Source organism: Paenibacillus sp. J31P316 (genome assembly GCF_056269105.1).
The window spans coordinates 320546-340267 of the sequence record NZ_JBWDNI010000002.1; the positions used below are offsets into that span (position 1 = coordinate 320546).

Annotated in this window: 20 protein-coding genes and 2 pseudogenes; 11 read left to right on the top strand and 11 right to left on the bottom strand. The window is 52.6% G+C overall.

The features are described 5' to 3' along the window. Positions 1-11: 11 nt before the first annotated feature. The 5 genes from AC0YNU_RS06815 to AC0YNU_RS06835 all read right to left on the bottom strand — a co-directional run bounded on the left by AC0YNU_RS06815 (position 12) and on the right by AC0YNU_RS06835 (position 5600). Entirely contained in the window at positions 12-650 is a 639-nt protein-coding gene (locus AC0YNU_RS06815) for an FMN-dependent NADH-azoreductase (RefSeq protein WP_475754567.1), read from the bottom strand. Between the two features lie 288 nt (positions 651-938). Then, the gene (locus AC0YNU_RS06820; protein ID WP_475754569.1) at positions 939-1778 is read right to left on the bottom strand and encodes an alpha/beta fold hydrolase; all 840 of its coding nucleotides are present in this window, start codon (positions 1776-1778) and stop codon (positions 939-941) included. A gap of 172 nt (positions 1779-1950) precedes the next feature. Continuing rightward, positions 1951-3048, bottom strand: coding sequence for a GerAB/ArcD/ProY family transporter (locus AC0YNU_RS06825; protein ID WP_475754571.1), 1098 nt, complete (start codon positions 3046-3048; stop codon positions 1951-1953). 16 nt (positions 3049-3064) lie between these two features. Further along, positions 3065-4168 carry a Ger(x)C family spore germination protein gene (locus tag AC0YNU_RS06830; protein WP_475754573.1) on the bottom strand — a complete coding sequence of 368 codons (1104 nt, stop codon included), beginning with the start codon at positions 4166-4168 and terminating at the stop codon, positions 3065-3067. Next, entirely contained in the window at positions 4158-5600 is a 1443-nt protein-coding gene (locus AC0YNU_RS06835) for a spore germination protein (RefSeq protein ID WP_475754575.1), read from the bottom strand. The genes AC0YNU_RS06830 and AC0YNU_RS06835 overlap by 11 nt, the downstream gene beginning before the upstream one ends. Positions 5601-5812: 212 nt before the next feature. Here AC0YNU_RS06835 and AC0YNU_RS06840 point away from each other — a divergent pair, with 212 nt between their 5' ends. From AC0YNU_RS06840 to AC0YNU_RS06855, 4 genes are read left to right on the top strand one after another with little or no spacing between them, the layout of a single operon-like run. After that, positions 5813-7264, top strand: a complete 1452-nt coding sequence (locus AC0YNU_RS06840) for a spore germination protein (protein WP_475754577.1) — start codon at positions 5813-5815, stop codon at positions 7262-7264. Between the two features lie 7 nt (positions 7265-7271). Continuing rightward, on the top strand, positions 7272-8384 hold the full coding sequence (locus tag AC0YNU_RS06845) for a Ger(x)C family spore germination protein (protein WP_475754579.1): 1113 nt from the start codon (positions 7272-7274) through the stop codon (positions 8382-8384). Between the two features lie 12 nt (positions 8385-8396). Beyond that, a complete protein-coding gene (locus AC0YNU_RS06850; RefSeq protein ID WP_475754581.1) occupies positions 8397-9500 on the top strand; it encodes a GerAB/ArcD/ProY family transporter in 1104 nt (367 codons plus the stop codon). Then, positions 9497-9706, top strand: a complete 210-nt coding sequence (locus AC0YNU_RS06855; RefSeq protein WP_475754583.1) for a hypothetical protein — start codon at positions 9497-9499, stop codon at positions 9704-9706. The genes AC0YNU_RS06850 and AC0YNU_RS06855 overlap by 4 nt, the downstream gene beginning before the upstream one ends. A 50-nt stretch (positions 9707-9756) precedes the next feature. On the opposite strand, the gene AC0YNU_RS06860 is transcribed toward AC0YNU_RS06855, so the two are convergent. Then, a complete protein-coding gene (locus AC0YNU_RS06860) occupies positions 9757-10962 on the bottom strand; it encodes an MFS transporter (protein ID WP_475754585.1) in 1206 nt (401 codons plus the stop codon). A gap of 161 nt (positions 10963-11123) precedes the next feature. Beyond that, positions 11124-11314 (bottom strand): annotated as a pseudogene (locus AC0YNU_RS06865) (oxidoreductase); the annotation flags it as partial. Between the two features lie 456 nt (positions 11315-11770). Here AC0YNU_RS06865 and AC0YNU_RS06870 point away from each other — a divergent pair. Both AC0YNU_RS06870 and AC0YNU_RS06875 read left to right on the top strand, forming a co-directional pair. Beyond that, positions 11771-12370: a YjgB family protein gene (locus tag AC0YNU_RS06870; RefSeq protein WP_475754587.1), complete on the top strand. Its 600-nt coding sequence runs from the start codon at positions 11771-11773 to the stop codon at positions 12368-12370. 256 nt (positions 12371-12626) lie between these two features. Beyond that, positions 12627-13103, top strand: coding sequence for a glutathione peroxidase (locus AC0YNU_RS06875; RefSeq protein WP_475756199.1), 477 nt, complete (start codon positions 12627-12629; stop codon positions 13101-13103). 152 nt (positions 13104-13255) lie between these two features. Here the strand turns inward: AC0YNU_RS06875 and AC0YNU_RS06880 are convergent, their stop codons facing one another. Further along, the gene (locus AC0YNU_RS06880; RefSeq protein WP_475754589.1) at positions 13256-13693 is read right to left on the bottom strand and encodes a MarR family winged helix-turn-helix transcriptional regulator; all 438 of its coding nucleotides are present in this window, start codon (positions 13691-13693) and stop codon (positions 13256-13258) included. A gap of 244 nt (positions 13694-13937) precedes the next feature. Between AC0YNU_RS06880 and AC0YNU_RS06885 the strand changes: the two genes are divergently transcribed. Together AC0YNU_RS06885 and AC0YNU_RS06890 are read left to right on the top strand one after the other, a co-directional pair. Further along, positions 13938-14405, top strand: a complete 468-nt coding sequence (locus AC0YNU_RS06885; protein ID WP_475754591.1) for a hypothetical protein — start codon at positions 13938-13940, stop codon at positions 14403-14405. 34 nt (positions 14406-14439) lie between these two features. Further along, positions 14440-14604, top strand: coding sequence for a hypothetical protein (locus tag AC0YNU_RS06890; protein WP_475754593.1), 165 nt, complete (start codon positions 14440-14442; stop codon positions 14602-14604). 119 nt (positions 14605-14723) lie between these two features. Here the strand turns inward: AC0YNU_RS06890 and AC0YNU_RS06895 are convergent. Beyond that, positions 14724-15371: pseudogene (locus AC0YNU_RS06895) on the bottom strand (pentapeptide repeat-containing protein); the annotation flags it as partial. A gap of 415 nt (positions 15372-15786) precedes the next feature. Between AC0YNU_RS06895 and AC0YNU_RS06900 the strand changes: the two are divergent. From AC0YNU_RS06900 to arsC, 3 genes are read left to right on the top strand one after another with little or no spacing between them, the layout of a single operon-like run. Next, positions 15787-16101 (top strand): ArsR/SmtB family transcription factor, encoded by a 315-nt coding sequence (locus AC0YNU_RS06900; protein WP_475754595.1) that lies wholly within the window; start codon positions 15787-15789, stop codon positions 16099-16101. A 14-nt stretch (positions 16102-16115) separates the two neighbouring features. Next, positions 16116-17408 (top strand): arsenic transporter, encoded by a 1293-nt coding sequence (locus tag AC0YNU_RS06905; RefSeq protein WP_475754597.1) that lies wholly within the window; start codon positions 16116-16118, stop codon positions 17406-17408. A gap of 44 nt (positions 17409-17452) precedes the next feature. After that, entirely contained in the window at positions 17453-17878 is a 426-nt protein-coding gene (gene arsC / locus AC0YNU_RS06910; RefSeq protein WP_475754599.1) for an arsenate reductase (thioredoxin), read from the top strand. Between the two features lie 97 nt (positions 17879-17975). Here the strand turns inward: arsC and AC0YNU_RS06915 are convergent, their stop codons facing one another. Both AC0YNU_RS06915 and AC0YNU_RS06920 read right to left on the bottom strand, forming a co-directional pair. Next, on the bottom strand, positions 17976-18800 hold the full coding sequence (locus AC0YNU_RS06915) for a Cof-type HAD-IIB family hydrolase (protein WP_475754601.1): 825 nt from the start codon (positions 18798-18800) through the stop codon (positions 17976-17978). Positions 18801-18978: 178 nt separating this feature from the next. After that, complete coding sequence (locus AC0YNU_RS06920; protein WP_475754604.1) at positions 18979-19710, bottom strand: hypothetical protein; 732 nt, start codon at positions 19708-19710, stop codon at positions 18979-18981. Positions 19711-19722: the final 12 nt, after the last annotated feature.

Below are 19722 nucleotides of genomic sequence, written 5' to 3' on the forward strand. Positions count from 1 at the left end.
TCCTTTATGACTTAAAATGTTTTTGCCAGTTTCCATGCTTGTTGGATGGCATTTTCTTTGATTTGACGCGCTTGATCCGAAGCGGCGGCCATGCCTTCTACGAAGATCGCCTCGAAGCTTGGAATACCGATGAATTTCATGATCACGTCCAAATGGCGATGGCCGATTTCCAATTCCGCGTAAGCAGAGCCTGGCGACAATACGCTTCCGCTAGCTTGAATGTGGATCGCTTTTTTCTTGTCCAGCAGGCCGATTGGGCCTTTTTCTGTATATTTGAAAGTCTTGCCCGCCACGCAAATCGAGTCGATGTAGGCTTTCAGGACCGGCGGATACGAGAAGTTCCACGTCGGGTTAACGAATACGTATTTATCCGCTGCGACGAATTGATCGACCAACTCGCCCAGGCGGGCGACTTTGGCTTGTTCCGCACTCGTTAGCTGATCGAATGCCGTGCCGGCTCCCAATTTGCCCCAAGCGCTGAACACGTCGGCATCAAGGCGCGGGATATCCATTTTGAACAGGTCAAGATGAACGATTTCGTCGTTCGGATTAGCTGCCGTGTAAGCCTCTAGGAACTGTTTGCCAACCGTCAAGCTATATGAAGCTTCGGTGTCATTCGGGTGAGCGGTGATATACAAAACAGTAGACATAATGATAATCCTTCTTTCATTTTTTATTCGGAATTTGTATCCGTTCATGAACGGCATGAGCAAATACCGTTATCTTAAGCTTCTTACTTTTTGTATGTTACTATGGATAATGGGTAGGCGTCAATCATTTTTTATCTGAATTTCAAACTTTCTAACATTAGGAGAAAATGAAATCATGAAAAAACGGCAAAGCGCCGATCGCCTTGCCGTTCATCTTATTAATTCCCCTCTTCATAGCATCGCTCGCATCAAGCACGCTTCTCCGCGATGATCCGTCAGGAGAATGAATTAGCGGAGGAATAGGTTAACTTGTTCCGCGAAAGCCGAAGCATGCTGGAAAAGGAAGCCGTGTCCGGAATCCGGATACAGAATCAGCTGCGCGTTCGGAATTTGCTTGTACAGCAGATAGGAGTTAAAGGTAGGAGCCATTAAATCCCGGCTGCCGTTTGCCACCAGCACGCGTTGCGGAATGTCCTTCAGCTGCTCGAAGACCGACTGTTTCTTCCAGCTTCCGAGCGCGTTTCCTTGCGCTTGGATGGACGCCGCTTTGACCAGAGGACTTCGATCGGCTTGGCGCTCCTGCAGCCGGGACCAATACTGCCGTCCTGCCGCTTGGCTCGATTCCGAGTCTTCGAAGAAGATATACAGGAAGTCCTCCTCCGTGTTCTCCGGTTTGATGGCGACTTGGAAGGCATCCGTCACGGTCGGCTCGTCATCCTTGCCCGCTCCCGACGTACCGGCCAGCACGACATTCCGCACGAGGCCGGGACGCGCCACCGTCAGCTGCTGCGCCACGAGACCGCCCATCGAGAAGCCCAGGATATCGGCCTGCTCGATATCCAGCGCGTCGAGGAACGCCGCAGCGCCCTCCGCCATGCCGGCTATTTGATCCTGCGTGTCTCCCGTCGAGAGGCCGATGCCGGCATTGTCGAAATAGATGACCGTCCGATCGGCGGCCAGCGCGTTGACGAGCGCCGGATCCCAATCGTCCATCGTGCCGCGGAACCGGTTTAACAAGACTAGAGGATAGTCGGACGGTTTCCCTAATTTACGATAGGCATACCGTACGCCCCCTGCTTCCACATAAGAGTTTGGTACCGTTTGAGCTGCTGCTTCTATAGATTTCATTATCTGTATCTCCTTTGGTTTAGTCAGCGTTTAACCCGTTATCGAGAACGCCATTCCAATTCACTTCCAGATCGATTTGCTCTGACTCGATCGGAAGTAACTATAGCACATTTGAGAACGATCGGTAAAGAATGAGGAATGACCATTTTTTGCTGTCCACGAAACGGGAACGCTACTGTCTCCGAGCTGCGAGCTGCTTCTTCGCGAACACGATGATCGCAAGCATAGGCAAATAGCCGAACACGATCGCCATGCCGGAATAAGAGGCCAGCGAACCGAGCATTCGGCCGCCTGCCGGGCTTCGAAACGCGAATACGATCGCGAATACGAGCACCGCCGACACCCATAGGCCGTATCGCGAGACCATGCCCGTAGATCGCTTCAGCATTCGGACGCCGCACCAGAGCGAGATGCACGCGGATGCCGCGACGATGAACATCCAATTGAAAACATACACGTAATCAAACCTCTCCAAGACGGTCATTTTAATGATTTTGGATAGGTACAACGTCGGCCAAATGACGATTTTGAGCTGATTCAGGTTAAAATAAGCGAAGGTCACGATCAGAATGATCAAGTATAGCAGCGTCGTATGAAGGATCGCGATATGCGCCCAACGCTGGGATTTGCTGTTATCCTTGATATAAGGATAGTAAATAAGCAGAAATTCAGCCCCAAGAAATACGAATACGGACGATTTGCACGATTCCGCATATTGCCGTAGATCATGATTGAGGAGCGGCAGGAAGTTGTCCCAGTGCGCGTATTGGAGCGGATAATACAAGGTTGGAATCAAGAACGTCGGCAAGATGACGGAGAAGAACGCAACGCCAGCCACGACCCGGAAACCTCCCGACACGATGTACGCGCAGGTAAGCAGGACGAGAAACACCGTCACCATGAGCCGGCTGTTCGGGAATGCCCATACGGAAATGATTTCGGCGTACGACCGCAGCTGCACCGACATCGCAAGCAAACAATAGATGTATATCGAAAGGTTCAAGCCTGTCCCGACGTACCGTCCCAAGAGTCCGTTATTAAGCGAGACGATGTCTCCGTCCTTGGCGAATTTCAGTACGTAATAGATGATTGCAACCAAGACGTGGAACGCCAATCCGGTGACAATCAACGATAGCCAACTGTCCATCCCCGCACCGTTCGCCAAGCCGATCTCGAAGTTCAACATACCGACGCCCGTCTGCGATGCATGCATAATGAACCACAAGAGATACGGGGATACCGTTAAACTCTTTTTCACCGTGCTGCCCATAGCGTTCCTCACCTCGTTACTTGCCTATGCTCGCTTGCTTCAACTTCACTTCCGTTCGTACTTTCAGCTTCAAGACAGGATAAGCGCGCGCGTAAAAATCGCGTTCCTTCCAATCCCGATCGTGCGCCCGCACGAAAGCGCCGATGCCGAGCGGATCGATTCCGCGCTTTTGCAATTTCAAAAGGAGCGCCTGCAAATTCCGGTCGATATCCTTTTCTATCGCTTGCTCCATATGTCCGTAATCCGTCCGGTTCCGAATGTCCAAATCTTCTTCTTGATCCTTCAAGTAGCCGTCTATTCTCGAATGAATCGTGATCGAAGTCACGCCTTCCGACTCGGACATGTGCATGTCGCTCTTCCCCGATACGATCGTCAGTACGGCAGGAAGCCCTTGCTTGGATTCGTCGAACCGGACTGGGATAAATCCGTTCTCGAATCGGGGCTGCATCAGTTTAAAGGCGATCGATTCCGGCTTGTTCAAGACTAGCGCCAGCTTATCCCCGCTGAAGAGCGCCATCCCCTTTACTTCAATGCCGTCGCCTTCTCCTAAGCCGATATAGGGCACGAATACGTCCCTGCCGTCTCCGTAATAATGAAACAAAAACGTGTGCAGGTTGGTAACGGGCAGATTGCCCGCCTCTTCGTTTTGTTCGACGAGCAGATTCGGCAGATGATTCCGTTCTTTATTATCCAAATACTTGAGAACGGTCTCCGTGGTCTGGTCGGATACGGCCACGATGACATAGCTGCTGACGAGCGGGTCGATGCAGAGCGAATGAATGAATTGGACCACGCCATGCTCGGCCAGTTCCCTATTGAACAGCAGCATTCGCAGCTTGCCGAGTCGCAAAGGCTTCGTCTCGTGCATCTGCATCTCGCTGAACGCCAATTGCATCGTCCTGCCGGTCCCCTGCGTGAATTTCAGCTTTTCTTTGCGGTCGTAATTCGGATAGATCGCATTGCCGACGAGTTGATCCTCGCGATTGTCGATACCAAGCACATTGATCATATGAATCCGATCGACGATCTGCTGCCGTCTGCAGCCCGCCAACAGAACCGACGCAGACGCGAGGAATATTAGCGCGTACTTCCGCCATGCGAAACGCCTCCTAGTCTTCATCCGGCTTATCTCTTCTCGCGGTTGGTTTATATCGCGTAACCGTCTGCGGCCTCAGGAATTGGCTGCGCTTCGTCGTGTACAGATACGACGCGCGGATAAAGCTATCCGCAATGCTGCCTCCCCGGAAAGGGTAGACGGGCACAAGGTAAGGCATGCCGAGCGACTTCAATCGCAGCAGGTGGCCTAACAGCAGCAGCACGCCGGTAATAATGCCGAACCCTCCCCATAATCCCGCTAGCAGAATGAACGGAAAACGGATCAAGCGAACCGCATTGGCCATCTTGAAGATCGGCGTCGTATAGGACGCGAGCGCCGCAAGCGCCACGATGATGAGCAGTATATTGCTGGTGAGCGCCGCGCGCACCGAAGCCTCGCCAATGACGAGGCCGCCTACGATGCCAAGCGTCTGCCCGATCTTGGTCGGCAATCTGGCTCCCGCCTCCCGCAGCAGCTCGATCGTGATTTCCAGAAACACAGCTTCGATCATCGGCGGGAACGGTACATGGATTCTTGACTCGATTAAAGGGACGAGCATGATGTCCGGAATGACTTCAAAATGAAACGTCAGCACGGCAACGTAGATCGGCGTGGCGAAAATCGATAAAATGACGCACGTCAGCCGGATCATTCGGAAGAAAGAGCCTAAAATCCATGGCAAATAATAATCCTCCGGCGATATAAAGTACTCCATGAAATTCGATGGCCCCGTAATCGCATAAGGGGATCCGTTGGCCAATATGGCCACCTGGCCGCAAATAATGGCATAGGTGACGCGGTCGATCCGTTCCGTGGACAGAAATAACGGAAACGGCGTGTTGGCGTGATCGGAGATAATCTGATCCAGCTGCGAGCTGTCGAACACGACTTCGAAATCGATATCGCCGAGCCGCTGCCTTGCCGTCCGAACGAGCTCTTCGTTCGTCACGCCCTGCATATAGACGATGACGACGCGCGTCTTCGAAACCGAACCGACGGTGAGCTCCTCTACGATCAACTCGGGGACCTGCAGCTGAATCCGGAGCAGATGGATGTTCACGTCAAGGTTTTCCACAAACCCTTTCTTCGGCCCCACTACGCTGAATTCGTTCTCCGTATCGTTGTTCGGACGCAGGCCGAGCGAATCGTCCTTGACGTCCACGAGCAGATAAGGTTGATTCTCCTGCTTCAAGCGTATCAAGATATTGCCGCTGATCAGAGCCGATTCTACCGACAAGGGATCCTTCGTCAATATCACTTTTTGAAACGGCAAACAGGCCCGCAGCGCGCTGGCGTCGGTGATCGCATCTTTATGCTCTTGGAGCGGCTTTAACAGCAGTTCGCAGGCCATGGCTCCGTTCACTAGGGAGTTATAGTAATGAAGGGTGATGCTCTCCGCATCCGTTAGCGGCGCAACGGAACAGAAATCGCTGGACTGCGCGGCTTGTTCCAGCACTTCCTCTATAGTTGACCGCTTGCGGCCCGAGCCGGGCGTATCGGCAGCAGCGATAGTTCATTCCTCCTCTCCCCGGAATTGAGTCCGATTTATTATGCGAAACCGTCACCTTCCTTATTCAACCATCCGCGGCCAAACACGCTCAATGCAGGAATGAATGCCCAGCTTATTGGACATCCTTAACGAAGCATAAGAAGGAGGTACATCGTGACATGGCGCAGCAGGACCAGAACCTCGCGGATCGGATCATGGAACGGCTGGGCGTCTCTCCGGACGTGGTGCATCGCCATCTTCGCACGGAGGCGGGGTTCGAGGTATCTTGTCTGTTCCTGACGTCGATCGCCGATCAGAAGGTCGTGGACGATACGATTATTCGTCCCATCCTTCATGCCGCGCGATTGCCGGATTCGGATTCCGCCTCGTTCGAGCCTCTCTCCTGGCTGGCGGCGACTATTTTCCATGGACAAATGAAAGAAAAGGACGGTCTGGATGCCTGCGTGGAGGCGATTCTGGACGGCCACTGCCTCATCCTCCTTCCGGGGAAGCAGCAAGCGCTCGCGATGGATGTGTGCAAACGGGAACAGCGCAGCGTGGAGGAGCCGGCTACGGAATCGACGATCCGGGGCCCGCGGGAAGGGTTCGTGGAGGATCTGATCCGCAACCTGTCCCTCGTTCGCAAGCGCGTGAAGAGCGATAAGCTGGTCTTCGAATCGATGGTCATCGGGACGGAAACGAAAACGATGGTCTGTCTCGCCTATATGCGGGGTATTGCCGCGACGGAGCTGGTGGATGAATTTCGCGGACGCCTGCAGGCCATCGATACGGACAGCATTCTCGAGAGCGCTTATATCGAGGAATGGATTCAAGACAAAGTGCTGACGCCGTTCCCGCAATTGATCGCGACCGAGAGGCCGGACGCCATCGCCGCGAAGCTGCTGGAAGGACAAGTGGCGGTCTTGACCGACGGCACGCCGATCGCGCTCGCGGGACCGACGACGTTCTTCCAGTCGTTCGCCGCTCCCGAGGACTATTATCAGCGCGCCGACATCGCGACGCTGCTGCGCTGGCTGCGCATGGTTGCTTTCCTGCTCTCCATATTCGTTCCCGCGCTGTACATTTCCATTGTCAGCTTCCATCCGGAATTGCTCCCGCCTTTGCTGCTGGCCAATTTGGCCGCCCAGCGGGAGGGAGTGCCCTTCCCTGCTTTCATCGAGGCCACCCTGATGATGTTCACGTTCGAAGTGCTGCGGGAAGCGGGCTTGCGCATGCCGAGGATCGCCGGCCAGACGATCTCGATCGTCGGAGCGCTCGTGCTCGGGCAAGCGGCGGTGGAAGCCGGAATCGTATCCGCGGCCATGGTCATCGTCGTCGCGATTACCGCGATCGCCAACTTCGTATCGCCCACCTACAGTTTCGGCATCGCGCAGCGGATCGTCCAATTCTCGTTCATGGCGCTCGCCGGCATGCTGGGGCTGTTCGGGCTGATGTGCGGGGTGTTTTTCCTGTTGATTCATCTCGCTTCCCTCCGTTCGTTCGGAGTCCGGTACTTCGCGCCGTTCGCGCCGGTCATCCTGGCGGATTGGAAGGATACGTTCGTGCGCGCCCCGAGACCGATGCTGAAGCGCCGGCCGAAGCTGTTTCAGCCGGGCAAGTCCGAGAGGTGATCCGCGTTTGAAAGGGCTTCTTGTCTTCTGCCTGCTGCTGATGTGCACGGGCTGTTGGGATATGAAAGACATTAACGAACTGGCGATGGTAGATATGGCCGCAGTGGACATCGTTCCGGGAACGGACCGGCTCGTCGCTTATTACCAGGTCATCAATCCGACCGGCAGCGCGTCCCGTCAGACCGGACCTGCCAAAGCATCCGTCTACACTTATACCGTCTCGGAAGATAGCCCGGGCCTATTTAACGAAGAGACGCGCAAGATCATGTCGCGGATGCTGTTCACGCAGCACATCCAATGCTATGTATTCACCGAAAGGTTCGCGAAGACGGGAATGATCGACCTCTTCAATTATTTGGAGCTGAATCCCGAACGGCGTACGAATGTCTATGTCGCCGTGACGGATTCGCCGATTCGCAACGTCATGGAGAGCTTCACGCCGCTTGACCGGGTACCCGGGCGCAATCTTCGGATGCTGATGGACCTGCAGGCCAAATCGGCCGGCTTCACCCGTAAACTGACCCAGGTCAAAGATATCGTGGCCGGAATTCCGCTGAGCCGGCCGACGGTCATTCCGATGCTTCATTACAATGGCAAAGGCCCGGCTTCCCAATCGGATCGGGTCGAGTATATCCAAGCTGCGGATCCCGGCTTCGAAGTCTCCGATGGCGCGGTATTCGTGCACGCGAGAATGGTCGGGCAGATCGATCAAAGCAAGAAGAAGCTGTACTACATCCTGAACGGCGATGCCCGCAAGGGAGTGGAAAAACTCGACGTAAACGGCTCCATCGTGGATTTGGAATTGAGGGATATCAAGGTGCATCGAGAATGGGGACCCTCACGGCTCCGCATCACGATCCATGTCAAGCTTCGGGGATTGTTCAATGAACAGAAGAAGCCGCTCACGAGCCGGAATTTAGAAGAAGTCGAACGGACGTTCAACAAGACCTTCAAGCAACAGGCGGAGGAATTCGTTCGGTTCGGGCAGGAGAAGAATTGGGACCTGCTAGGTATCGGAGACGTCAAACAAGGACGCGGAAGGTGGCGGGACATCGCGGTGTCGTTCGAGGTGAAGTCCAAGGCGGTCCTGATCGGCAACACGAGGACGCCTTACCAATAAGGAGTGATAGACATGGAAAAGCCTTTGCAGCTAAGCGGTTGGCAACTATTCGGCATGACGAGCGCATTCGTCGCGGGGACGACGTTTATCCTGCTCCCCGTCGGACTCATCTCCTCGGCCAGGCAGCTCGCATGGCTCGTCCAACTGTGGAGCGTGTTGTTCGGATTGGCGGCCGGAGGGTTCTGGCTATACGTGGCAAGCCGGTATCCCGGACTGTCCCTGGTCCAAATTTCCAAGCGGGCGCTCGGCAAGCATGTCGGGGGCTTCGTCTCCCTCTGTTATATCGTGTTTTTCATTCAAATCGCGGCATGGGTGACGCGAAACATGAGCGACTTCATGCAGATCAACCTGATGCCGAAGACCCCGCTCAGCATGTTTAACATCTTGGCGCTCCTTGTATGCGCCTACGCGGTGACCAAAGGCATCGATACGATCTCGCTGGTGAGCGTCGTTATTATTCCCTTGTTGACCATTGCTTTCTGGACGCCGTTTACCGTCATGCTGAGAGAGTGGAATTGGAGTAATTTCGATTATCCCGGCAGCTTCGAATTCTGGCCGACGCTCGCGGAGACCAAATACGCGCTCGGCTTTCCATTCATGGAAACGGTCGCCTTCACGATGGCATTCCCGCTCGTGCGGACGCGGCTGAAAACGGCCTTTTTGGGCGGAATCGCGTTCATGGGTTTCCAGCTATCGCTGGCGATCTTTTTCACCGTCGGCATTCTCGGCGTCTATCGGAGCTCGCATTTGACTTATCCGATCTATAACATCTTCCGCGAGATGCAATTTTCCACGTTCTTGGAGCATCTGGAAGCCATCGTCTCCGTGACCGCCCTCTTGCTCGTATTCGTGAAGCTGAGCGTAATGTTCTATTGCGCCGTGTCGTCGATCTGCCAGCTGTTCGCCGTCGAGAACCGTGCCATCGTCGCCTATCCGCTCGTATGGGTCATATCGGCGTATGCGCTGTTCTTTGCCAACATCGTCGAGAACTCGGAATGGGTCCAGAATTACTTGTTTATCTACTACGTGCCGTTCGGCATCGGCTTTCCCCTTCTGTTTCTGGTCGCGTCATGGTTTCGCGGTCGTAGCGGCATCGCGAAGGAGGCGGCGGCATGACTTGGCTGGCGCTCTTGTACGTTGCCTTCCTCGTACTGGGCTTTGCCATCATGAAATCCGGGAGAGCCGGACATGCGGGGCGAAAAGAAAAGGTGTTGTTTGTCGCCATCACTTCAATCGGTTGTGTCTTGTGGGTGAGCCTGCTGCTGCACAGGCCTCTCGATCTCAACAAAGCGATCGGCATGGCCATCGATTTCTTTTTTTGAGCCCTCTTCTTTGAGCCCTTTTTGTGAGCCCTTTTCTTTGAATCGTCGCTTCAGCCCGCTTGTCGATGCTTGGTTTCGACGCCGTACAGGAGCAGCATGATCGTCCCGATCAACAGCGCCGCGGCAAACACGCCGAATATCGAGGCATAGCCGATCTTCGCCTGAACCAAGACGCCGACGAGGTACGGCGCCGCCACGCTGCCGAGCCGGCCGAAGCCGGCCGCAAAGCCGGATCCCGCAGCCCGGATGGCGGCCGGATAATTTTCAGGCGTGTATGCGTACAAGGCACCCCATGCCCCCAAATTAGAAAAGGAAAGCAGCGCACCCGTAATCAGCAAGATCGCCGTGCTGTCGCTGGACCCGAATCCCAGCGCCATTGCGCCGGATAGGACCAGGAACGCGGCCAGCGTCGGCTTGCGGCCCCATTTCTCCACGAGATAGGAGGCGGTGAAATAACCGGGCAGCTGGGCGAGCGTCATGAGCAGGACGTAGCGGAAGCTTTGGATCATCGTGAAGCCTTTGTCGACCAATATGGAAGGCAGCCAAAGGAACATGCCGTAATAGGAGAAGGCGATGGCGAACCAAACCGCCCATAGCGCGATCGTTTCCCGCTTATAGGACGTGAACAGCTCGCGGATTCGGATGCGTCGATCCTCCTTCAGCCTGAACTGCGGCGACTCCTTCACTTCGCGGCGAATCCAAAAGGCAAGCAGGATCGGCAGCGCGCCGACGGCAACCGCGATTCGCCAGCCGTACGGCGGGATTACGAAATAAGCGAGAACGGCGGCCAAAATCCAGCCGACGGCCCAGAAGCTTTCCAGCAGGACGACCATCCGGCCTCTGGATTCGGGCGGCGCAAATTCACTGACCAGCGTAGAGGCTACCGGCAGCTCGGCCCCAAGCCCAACCCCCATCAAGAACCGGAGTATCAGCATGAAGCTGAACCCGCTTGCGAAGGCGCTGCCGAAGCTGAATGCGCCGAACACCACCAGCGTGAACAAGAAAACGGGACGCCGGCCGAAGCGGTCGGCGAGATACCCGCCCCATACCGCGCCGATGGCCATGCCGACCAAATTAACGGTTCCGAGCAAGCCCGCCTCCTGCGCCGACAGCCCCCATTCTTTTCGCAGCGCGACGAGGATGAAGGACAGCAAGCCGACGTCCATGGCATCGAACATCCAGCCGAAGCCGGCAGCCCAGAATACCTTTCGCAGCTCGCGTTTGGGACCGGCAGCGGCGGCATTGATTTGGCTCATAGGGATACTCCTTTTGTGAATCTGAACGACGGATAAGCAAGCAGGTGAAGGTTGTTATGTTGAGTGTTCCTTATCGGGCATGCGCTTATCCGTATCGGACATGGACGCCATTATAATTAATGCCATTAATGAAAGGGATTAATTCGGATGCCCCAGGCGAACAACAATTCTGGAAAGACCGTTGTTGGCAGTGTCGTCCCCGCCGTTAACCCGCTGGCAGCGACCGATCCCCATATTGAATTTGGCTTATTATTGCCGCAAGCGTATCTCCCCCTACCGAATCGACGGCAGCGGCCCACTTTTGCTTGCCCAGCGCCTTCAATTTACCTTCGGATACTTCTTCGCGCGAAATGTGCACGGATAAAGCAGCCGTGAAGCCGGCAGTACCTATGATCATGGTTTCTTTGAACCTCGTCATCTTGTTTATCGACCACGAGTGCATCAAACGGCTCGATCATCGTTCATGGTCCCTCCATTCATTCGTTTCTGTAAGGCTCTCAATTCACCGTTCTGATTAGATAGACTTTATGTAGTACCACATTGTCCATACTCCCCGAGTTTCATCCTCCGCGAAAGGTCGTATCTCGGTTGCCGTCGTTACTTTATTGTTACTTTTTCGACACTCATTTGTAACGAACTCTCCCCGCATCCCGGGTAAGATGAGCTTGTAACCAACAACGTCCCTTCAGCCGGTCACTAAATATTGTAAAGCGATTCACTGCAACCTATCAACGCCGCTTACGTCGATAAGGTTGTAACACATTTAATAGAGCGGACAAGATTCCGACACTATGAGGAGGAAATTCAAATGAATTTATATACATCTGCTAAAAAAACCGCGATCGCGACGGTGACTGCCGGAACGCTGGTCTTATCCATCGCCGGAGCCGTCCCATCCTATGCCGCGGCTACTACAGCCGCTCCTGCCGCTGCTCCCGTGGACGCGCATATGAAGGCTTTCCAAACGTTGATGAGCTTCTACAAACCGGCTCTTCAAGGCCAGTTCCCGAATTTCCACGGCTTTACGATCGGATCGACTTCGCATGAGACGGTCATTAAGGCAATCGGCAAAGCCGAGTCCCCGGCCAAGGATGCCGACGGCTTCGACGTCTATCATGCCGAAATGGGCCACCCGGGCTACGCGTTGAATTACAAATTGGATAAAATACGCGAAATGCGCTACTTCGGCACGAACGTCGAGCGTCAGACGAATCTCGGCGGCATATCCGCTCGCATGCTGATCCAGCACTGGGGCACTCCGAATCAGTCCGTCTTGATCAAGTCAGGCAAAACCGTACAAAAGAAACTCACCTATGTCCGCGGCAAATATCAATTGGAATTCATCTTCAACAATACAAGCGGATTGGATTTGGATCATATCAACCTCGTTAACAAAACGATTAAGTAACCCCACCGCGCAGCCAACTATAAGCACGCCAAAACAGCGACCAGTTCAAGGTCGCTGTTTTTTTGCGTTTCCCCGCCATTTCTAAACCAATATCCTCCGGCCAACCAGCATCCATTTCCCATATTATATTGTGCAAAATATAATTGACCAATATCGTTTTTGGTTATATACTCATAACTGTGATAATAAGTAGTGCACAATATAATTTTAGGCTATATAACAGAAAGGGTGAACGAACATGTCCAACGTGTCCAACATGTCCATTTACGATTTTGAGGTTACAACGGTCCGAGGCGAAACCAAATCGCTCCGCGAGTACGAAGGCAAAGTGCTGCTGATCGTCAACACGGCCAGCAATTGCATGTTCACGTCCCAATACAAGGAGCTTCAAACGCTCTATGCCAAGTATAAGAACGAGGGCTTGGAAATTTTGGGCTTCCCCACGAACCAGTTCGGCAGCGGCGAAAAACGCTCGAACGATGACATTCATAGCTTCTGCGAAATCAATTTCGGCGTCTCCTTCCCGCTCTTCGAGAAAACCGAAGTGAACGGCGACAACGCCCACCCGTTGTTTCGGCACCTAAAGCAAGCCGCTCCCGGCGTGCTCGGCTCGAAGTCGATCAAATGGAACTTCACTAAGTTTCTCGTCGACCGCAGCGGCACCGTGCTGAAACGATTCGGCTCCGCAGAGAAGCCATCGGACCTGGAAAAGGACATTGCCGGCTTGCTGTAAACCGGTCTTCCCCGCCAAAAAAGGAGCAATCGCGCAGATTCCACTCTGCCGATTGCTCCTTTTTGCGTACCGAACGAAGAAAGGTGAACACAACAATAAAGAGAGGCGATCCGACGCCTCTCTTTCTGCTGTTGCCGCATATTTTACCGACTTCAATCGCGTCCCGATAATACCTGCGCTTGTTTCAACAGCGCTTGGACGGCCGACAGCGTCTGAACGTAATTCTCTTCGGACTTGCAAAGCTCGACGAACAAATTCCGCGATACGTCCTTCATCCGCGCTTCCAAAGCCGCCCCCTTGTCCGTCAACCCGATCTCCACTTTCCGTTCGTCTTCGATCGAGCGTTTGCGGGAAATGAGCTCCGCTTCCTGCAGTCTTTTCAATAAAGGCGTTAACGTACCGGTATCGAGCAGCAGCTTGTCGCCTAATGCCATTACCGTCGTATTGCCATGCTTCCATAGCACGACCAAGACCAAATATTGCGGATAGGTCAGGTCGAATTGGTCTAGAATCGGTCGATACAGCCGCGTGATTTCACGGGAGGCTGCGTAGACGGAGAAACAAAGCATGTTTTCGAGATCCATTTCCATGTCCGGCGGATGCCTCCTTAGCTCGTGATCGAATATCGTCATTCCATTATATATCTTTCCCATTAAGTTTTGCACGATTAAATTTGTACAAACTAACTTGCTCCGCTGCATAACCTTTCGACAAAAGAAACGCCAACTCGCCCCTGTGGATCGACTTACTTTTCAGCCGTTTTCTTATAAAATTCTTGTATTCCAAACATATGGATGCATTCCAAACGTACAAAAGGAGAATTCGACCTCACAAATGAAAAAAAGAGAATCGTACTCGCAGTCCACTTTCGAGGCACATTTATCGCGCATGGTGATCACAAGAACGAAGAAGCAAGCGATCGAAAAGGCAGCCTACGAGCTGAACAAGTCCAACCTTCCGCTCGATTGGATGACCTTGGAGAACGAGCAAGGCGAGTCGAAAGATTTTCAGGTCAGCCGGGTGGAGCTGCTGGAATGGCATGCCGCGGAATTCACGGATGTCTGTCATCAGTTCAAAGTACTCGGGCGGATTATCTTAACCATCACCCCGCGGCAGACCGCGGACGATCCTGGGGAGACCGAGCACGGCATCTACAAGCTTCCTCAACCCTTCGTATCCGATAAACCCGTTCTCGTGCTATCGGAAGGCATGAATCACTTCTTCCTGACGGTGCTGCAGCAGGAAATGAAATGGGATTCCCCAATGATCAACGTCGTTAATCCCTTAAGCAAGCTTGCATAAAAACGCCATCCATACCACCAAGGGAGTTGGAAGCATGAGGACGATCTACGAAAACTACAGAGGATTTAAGGTTTTCCAGCAAACGAACACGTACATTGCGATCCATAACAAGACGGACGATGGCAATCGGGAGATTGTGTTCTGCCAATGGCGGCTCATCGAGGTCTTGAACACGATCGATGCATATATTGAAAGTTAACTAATAAAAGTTGTCCGATAAACGCAACGAAGCAGCCCGCGCCCGGTCTCATACCGGATCGGGGCTGCTTTTTTTGTGCGCTATCCTTCGTCAGACTCTCAATTTATACACCTAGCTTTTCAGATAACTGTAACTTTTGACAAATCGGCTTCCAAGCCTTTAAGGGCCGCATAGGTCAACTTATCCATCCTCGCGCCGTCAAAGCAGATGGTTTTGATCGCACGGTAATATTTCTTGGTCAACGTAAAGCCGGAGAGGAACGAAACATTTTTGAGTACTGCGCCTTTGAACGAAGCTCCGTTCAATGCCGACTTCTCGAACGTAACGCCTATGAAGGTCTGCCCGTCGAATCGCTGACCGCTCAGATCGGAATAGTTGAAGTCCACGCCTTCAAAGGTACAGCTATCAAAGACGGTTTCTCGGAGGTCGGTCATCGTTAACTTAACGTCAATGAGCTTAACAGCGATGAATTTTGCTCGATCCAGGTCCGACTTGCTGAAGTTGGTGCGTACTAGGATCGACCTATTGAAGCTTGCGTTCGAAAGCGTGATGGCGGATAAGCTGCAGTCAGTCAGATTCGCGCCGTCAAAATTTGCTTTCCTTACGTCGCTTGCATCAAACGAACTGCCGGTCAAGTCTGCGCCCGCGAAGTTGGAACCAAGCAGCGCGCTGGACTTAAATTGTCCTTTATGCAACGTAACGCCTGCAAAGTCGCTCTTGGGAAGATTGCTCGCGCTAAAGTTTATCAGTGCTTGCCGCTTGATCGATTTCTCATTCATCTCATCCAATCCCCTTATAATCAATTTTTGACGACGTCGTTTGGATACTCCCTCCTACCGATAACGGCCAGCTCCGGCAAAACCGTAAGATCGGCGCATCGGTAGTTCCACGCAGCGGGTCGGATGTATTGGCGTTCTCATCCTTTACTCACCTCGTATTTACATAATACGCCATACTACCATGACAGTCAAGGTAGTTTTATAAATATATTACTTTGCCTAGAAATTCGCATGTTCGTTATTATTATTCATTCGGTGGTTTGAACGTTCGATCACTTTCATAACAAGACCAACTCCGTATATTAGCATTTGCTAATATAACTGTTTGCTTATATAATCAGTCCTGTATAATACTTAGCTGCCGAATTGCAACATCGAGCTATTGAAAGGAGATTGATCCGAGTTGCCCGCCATCGAAGAAATATCCGAAACCCTTAAGCTCCTCTCCGATAAAACCAGGCTGTCGATCATGGCCTTGCTTCGTCATAAAGAGATGTGCGTATGCGACATTGTTGACTTGCTGGAAACAACGCAGCCGAATATCAGCCAGCACCTGAAAAAATTAAGGACCGGCGGATTGATTAATGAAGAGCGCCGCAGCCAATGGATATATTATTCTTTAAACGTGGACGACAAGCCCTATTTGAAGCCCGTTATCGATCAACTTCCCTCCATGCAAGAGCGGATTGAAACGTTCCGATCACAGGGCTGTACCTAAACTCAGGAGGCACTATGCTCGCTATCGCGTCGATCCTATTCCTTGTTACGTTAGTCTTCGTTATCTGGCAGCCTAAAGGCCTGAGCATCGGTTGGTCGGCCTGCGGCGGGGCTGTCGTCGCCTTAATCTTCGGCGTTGTCGATTTTCACGACGTATGGGCTGTCACCCAGATCGTTTGGAATGCCACGCTGGCTTTCGTAGCCGTTATTCTGATCTCGCTCATTCTCGACGAAATCGGGTTCTTCGAATGGGCTGCCCTTCATATGGCTCGCATCGCCAAAGGAAACGGCACTCTCATGTTCGTCTATGTCATCTTGCTTGGAGCAGCGGTCGCCGCCTTCTTCGCCAATGACGGTGCCGCGCTTATCCTGACGCCGATCGTACTGGCGATGGTACGCGCATTGAAATTCGATGAACGGATGATCCTTCCGTTCATCATGGCGAGCGGATTCATCTCGGATACGGCCTCGCTTCCGCTCGTAGTCAGCAACCTCGTGAATATCGTGTCATCGGACTTCTTCGGCATCGGATTCTCCGAGTATGCCAGCCGGATGATCGTCCCGACGCTCTTCTCGGTCGCGGCCAGCTTGCTCGTGCTCTTCCTCTTCTACCGGACAAGCATCCCGAGGCGCTATGACTTGGCACAGTTGAAAAGACCGGTCGATGCTATTAAAGATCCGAGAATGTTCAAGATCTCGTGGATCATCCTTGCCGTTCTCCTTACGGCCTATTTAACGAGTGAGTTTATCGAGGTTCCGGTATCCATCCTTGCAGGCGCAGCAGCACTCGTCTTCTTGTTCCTTGCAAGGCGGAGCCGGGAGATCCGGACCTGGAAGCTTGTAAAAGGTGCGCCATGGGCCGTTGTCGTCTTCTCCATCGGCATGTATGTGGTGGTATATGGCCTTCGCAACGTTGGCCTGACGGATGAGTTGGGCAAGCTCTTCAAATGGACCGGCGAACATGGCCTGTATGCCGCTGCCGTCGGTTCCGGCTTCATCGCAGCCATTCTATCTTCCATCATGAACAACATGCCGACCGTGATGATCGATGCGTTGGCCATTAAAGGCACGAACCCGACGGGCATTCTGCGAGAAGCATTCGTATACGCGAATGTCATCGGATCGGATTTGGGGCCGAAGCTTACGCCGATCGGATCGCTAGCCACCCTGCTCTGGCTGCATGTACTTGCCAGCAAGGGCGTTAAGATCTCTTGGGGCGCTTATTTCAAGACTGGCCTCCTGCTCACTGTACCCGTATTGTTCATTACGTTGTCCGGGCTTTATTTATGGCTTAAGGTTGTCGAATAATTTCTCGCGAATCGCCATTTTAATCGTAAAAGGGGTTTTTCAAAATGAGTACCAAACCGCTGGTCTATTTCCTCTGCACGGGAAATTCTTGCCGCAGCCAAATCGCAGATGGCTTTCTGAACGCGCTTGGAGGCGATCGATACGAAGTGAAAAGCGCCGGTTTGGAGGCGCATGGCTTGAATCCCCGCGCCGTCCAAGTCATGCAAGAAGCCGGCATCGATATTAGCAATAACAGCTCCGATGTCATTGATTCCGCAACGTTAAACCGCGCGACCTACGTGATTACGCTGTGCGGACATGCCGACGAACATTGCCCCGCGATCATGAACAAGGATGTCGTCAAATGGCACTGGGGCTTCGAGGATCCTGCCAAAGCGATCGGAACCGAAGATGAAATTATGGCTCAATTCCGGAACGTTCGTGACGCCATTAAAGCCCGCATTGCGCAATTCCTAAGAGATGGCCAGTAAGAATGACAGCCGCATAATGGCTGATTATTAACAAAAAAAAGGAAATGCCTCTATGTTGAGGCATTTCCTTTTGTAGTTGAAGCGTTCTCCGAGGCGTTTACGACCGATTTGATGCCGGTGCGCGTGACTGCAGGACAAATCTCTCAATGGCAACAGCAACGCCATCATTATCGTTAGAATCGGTTACGTGGGCCGCGCAATGCTTCAGTTCGATGATTGCGTTCTCCATGGCGACCGGAAATCCGCACATCCGGAACAAGCCCAAATCATTAAAATCATCCCCGAATACCATTGCATGTTCAGCTCTCACTCCGATATCGCCTAACACCCATTCTACGGCTTGTTCCTTCGAGGCCGATCTAGGCATAATTTGGACCAATACGCCTTCATCGGTTGCGATTACGTTCACCTGGTCGCCGAATTCCTCGCTTATGTCCGTCCATGCGCCGCAACCGAGAACCAATATTTTGGTCGGGGAAAGGGTACGCATATTCGCTTCATCAACAACCTGCGGTTTCGGGTCGTTCGGGCGGATGCCCAATTGAGCGCACTGGGAGTCCGGAACCGGCCTGCACGTATAACATGAATCATTCACCTCGTAAGAAATGAACGATTGAGGCGCTCGCAGCGCGATGAATGCGTAAATCTGTTGGCTGATCTCCATCGGGATACTTATGTGCCGCTCATATGGCTTGGATTTGCATGTCACTAAAGCGCCATTGTAATAAACCATGTAGTCTACGAAAGGGAACTTCTCCACAAATGTATTCGCCGCTCGCGGCGGCCGCGCCGTAGCAACAATAATGGGAATGCCCGCATCAAAACAACGTTTGACGGCCTCATAATTCCTTGGCGATATCGATTTATCACTGCCGAGCAAAGTGCCGTCCAAGTCCAGTACGATGGCCTCAATATTAGGCATCCGCATCCTCCCCGCATGAAGTTAAATTGGTAAAATAATACTACTTCATATAGGAGCCGTCAACAGAAAAGTAGCAGGAGCTAGCCCGTTAGCGTATCGGAAACATAACTGCCCGTTACTTCATCAAATAAAAAAGGAGCTGCCGGTTGGCAAGCTCCTCCGCTGTCGAACTCCGTTTTCAGTACTGACCGGCCGCTTTCATTAACGCACGATCTTTCTCTTTCAGACGCGGGCATGTATAACAATAGTTGAATGCCATATTCCGGCGATTCGGAAGGCAATAAGCAAGACAGCAAGACGTCTTCAATGACGTTTTTTTGTCAGGATCCGCAGGATCTTCAATATATCTGCGTTTCGTTGCAAATGGATTCTTCGGAAGTCCGAACGCACCGGCCTCGATATCGGTTAGACGTGTCTGATAGTGATAGATAATGGCCAGCCTTCGTTCCTCGTCCGTAACTTCGCCGAGTTCCTCCTCCAATTGATCATAAGCGGCATCCACGATTTGTCCCCATAGTTCAAATGGCTTCATTCCAGCCAGACGCGACAGCAGTTGGATCAAAGGCGCTGCTTGTTCCCTGTAGAAGGAATCCAGCTCTCTCTTGAACCAAGCATTGCGGCCCTGTTCAGGAATTTCTCGGAATAGGTTATCGTTGATTCGAAATGAAAACTCAGGATAGGATGCTCCGGCAACTAAATGAAGAGTCAAATTAGAGAAGGATACATCCAAGACAGCGTCGCTCCAGTGAAACAACATATGCTGCACCGCACCGCACACGCCCGCATACCAACTGATGAAGATCGCTGCGACTTCAGGCCGTTCTTCTGCTTGGATTAGCGGACTGTATGCATTCAATAGATGCAGCAGCTTTTCTTCGTTTAATAAATCTGCCGCGGGCATGATGAGCACGGTTTTCTCCGC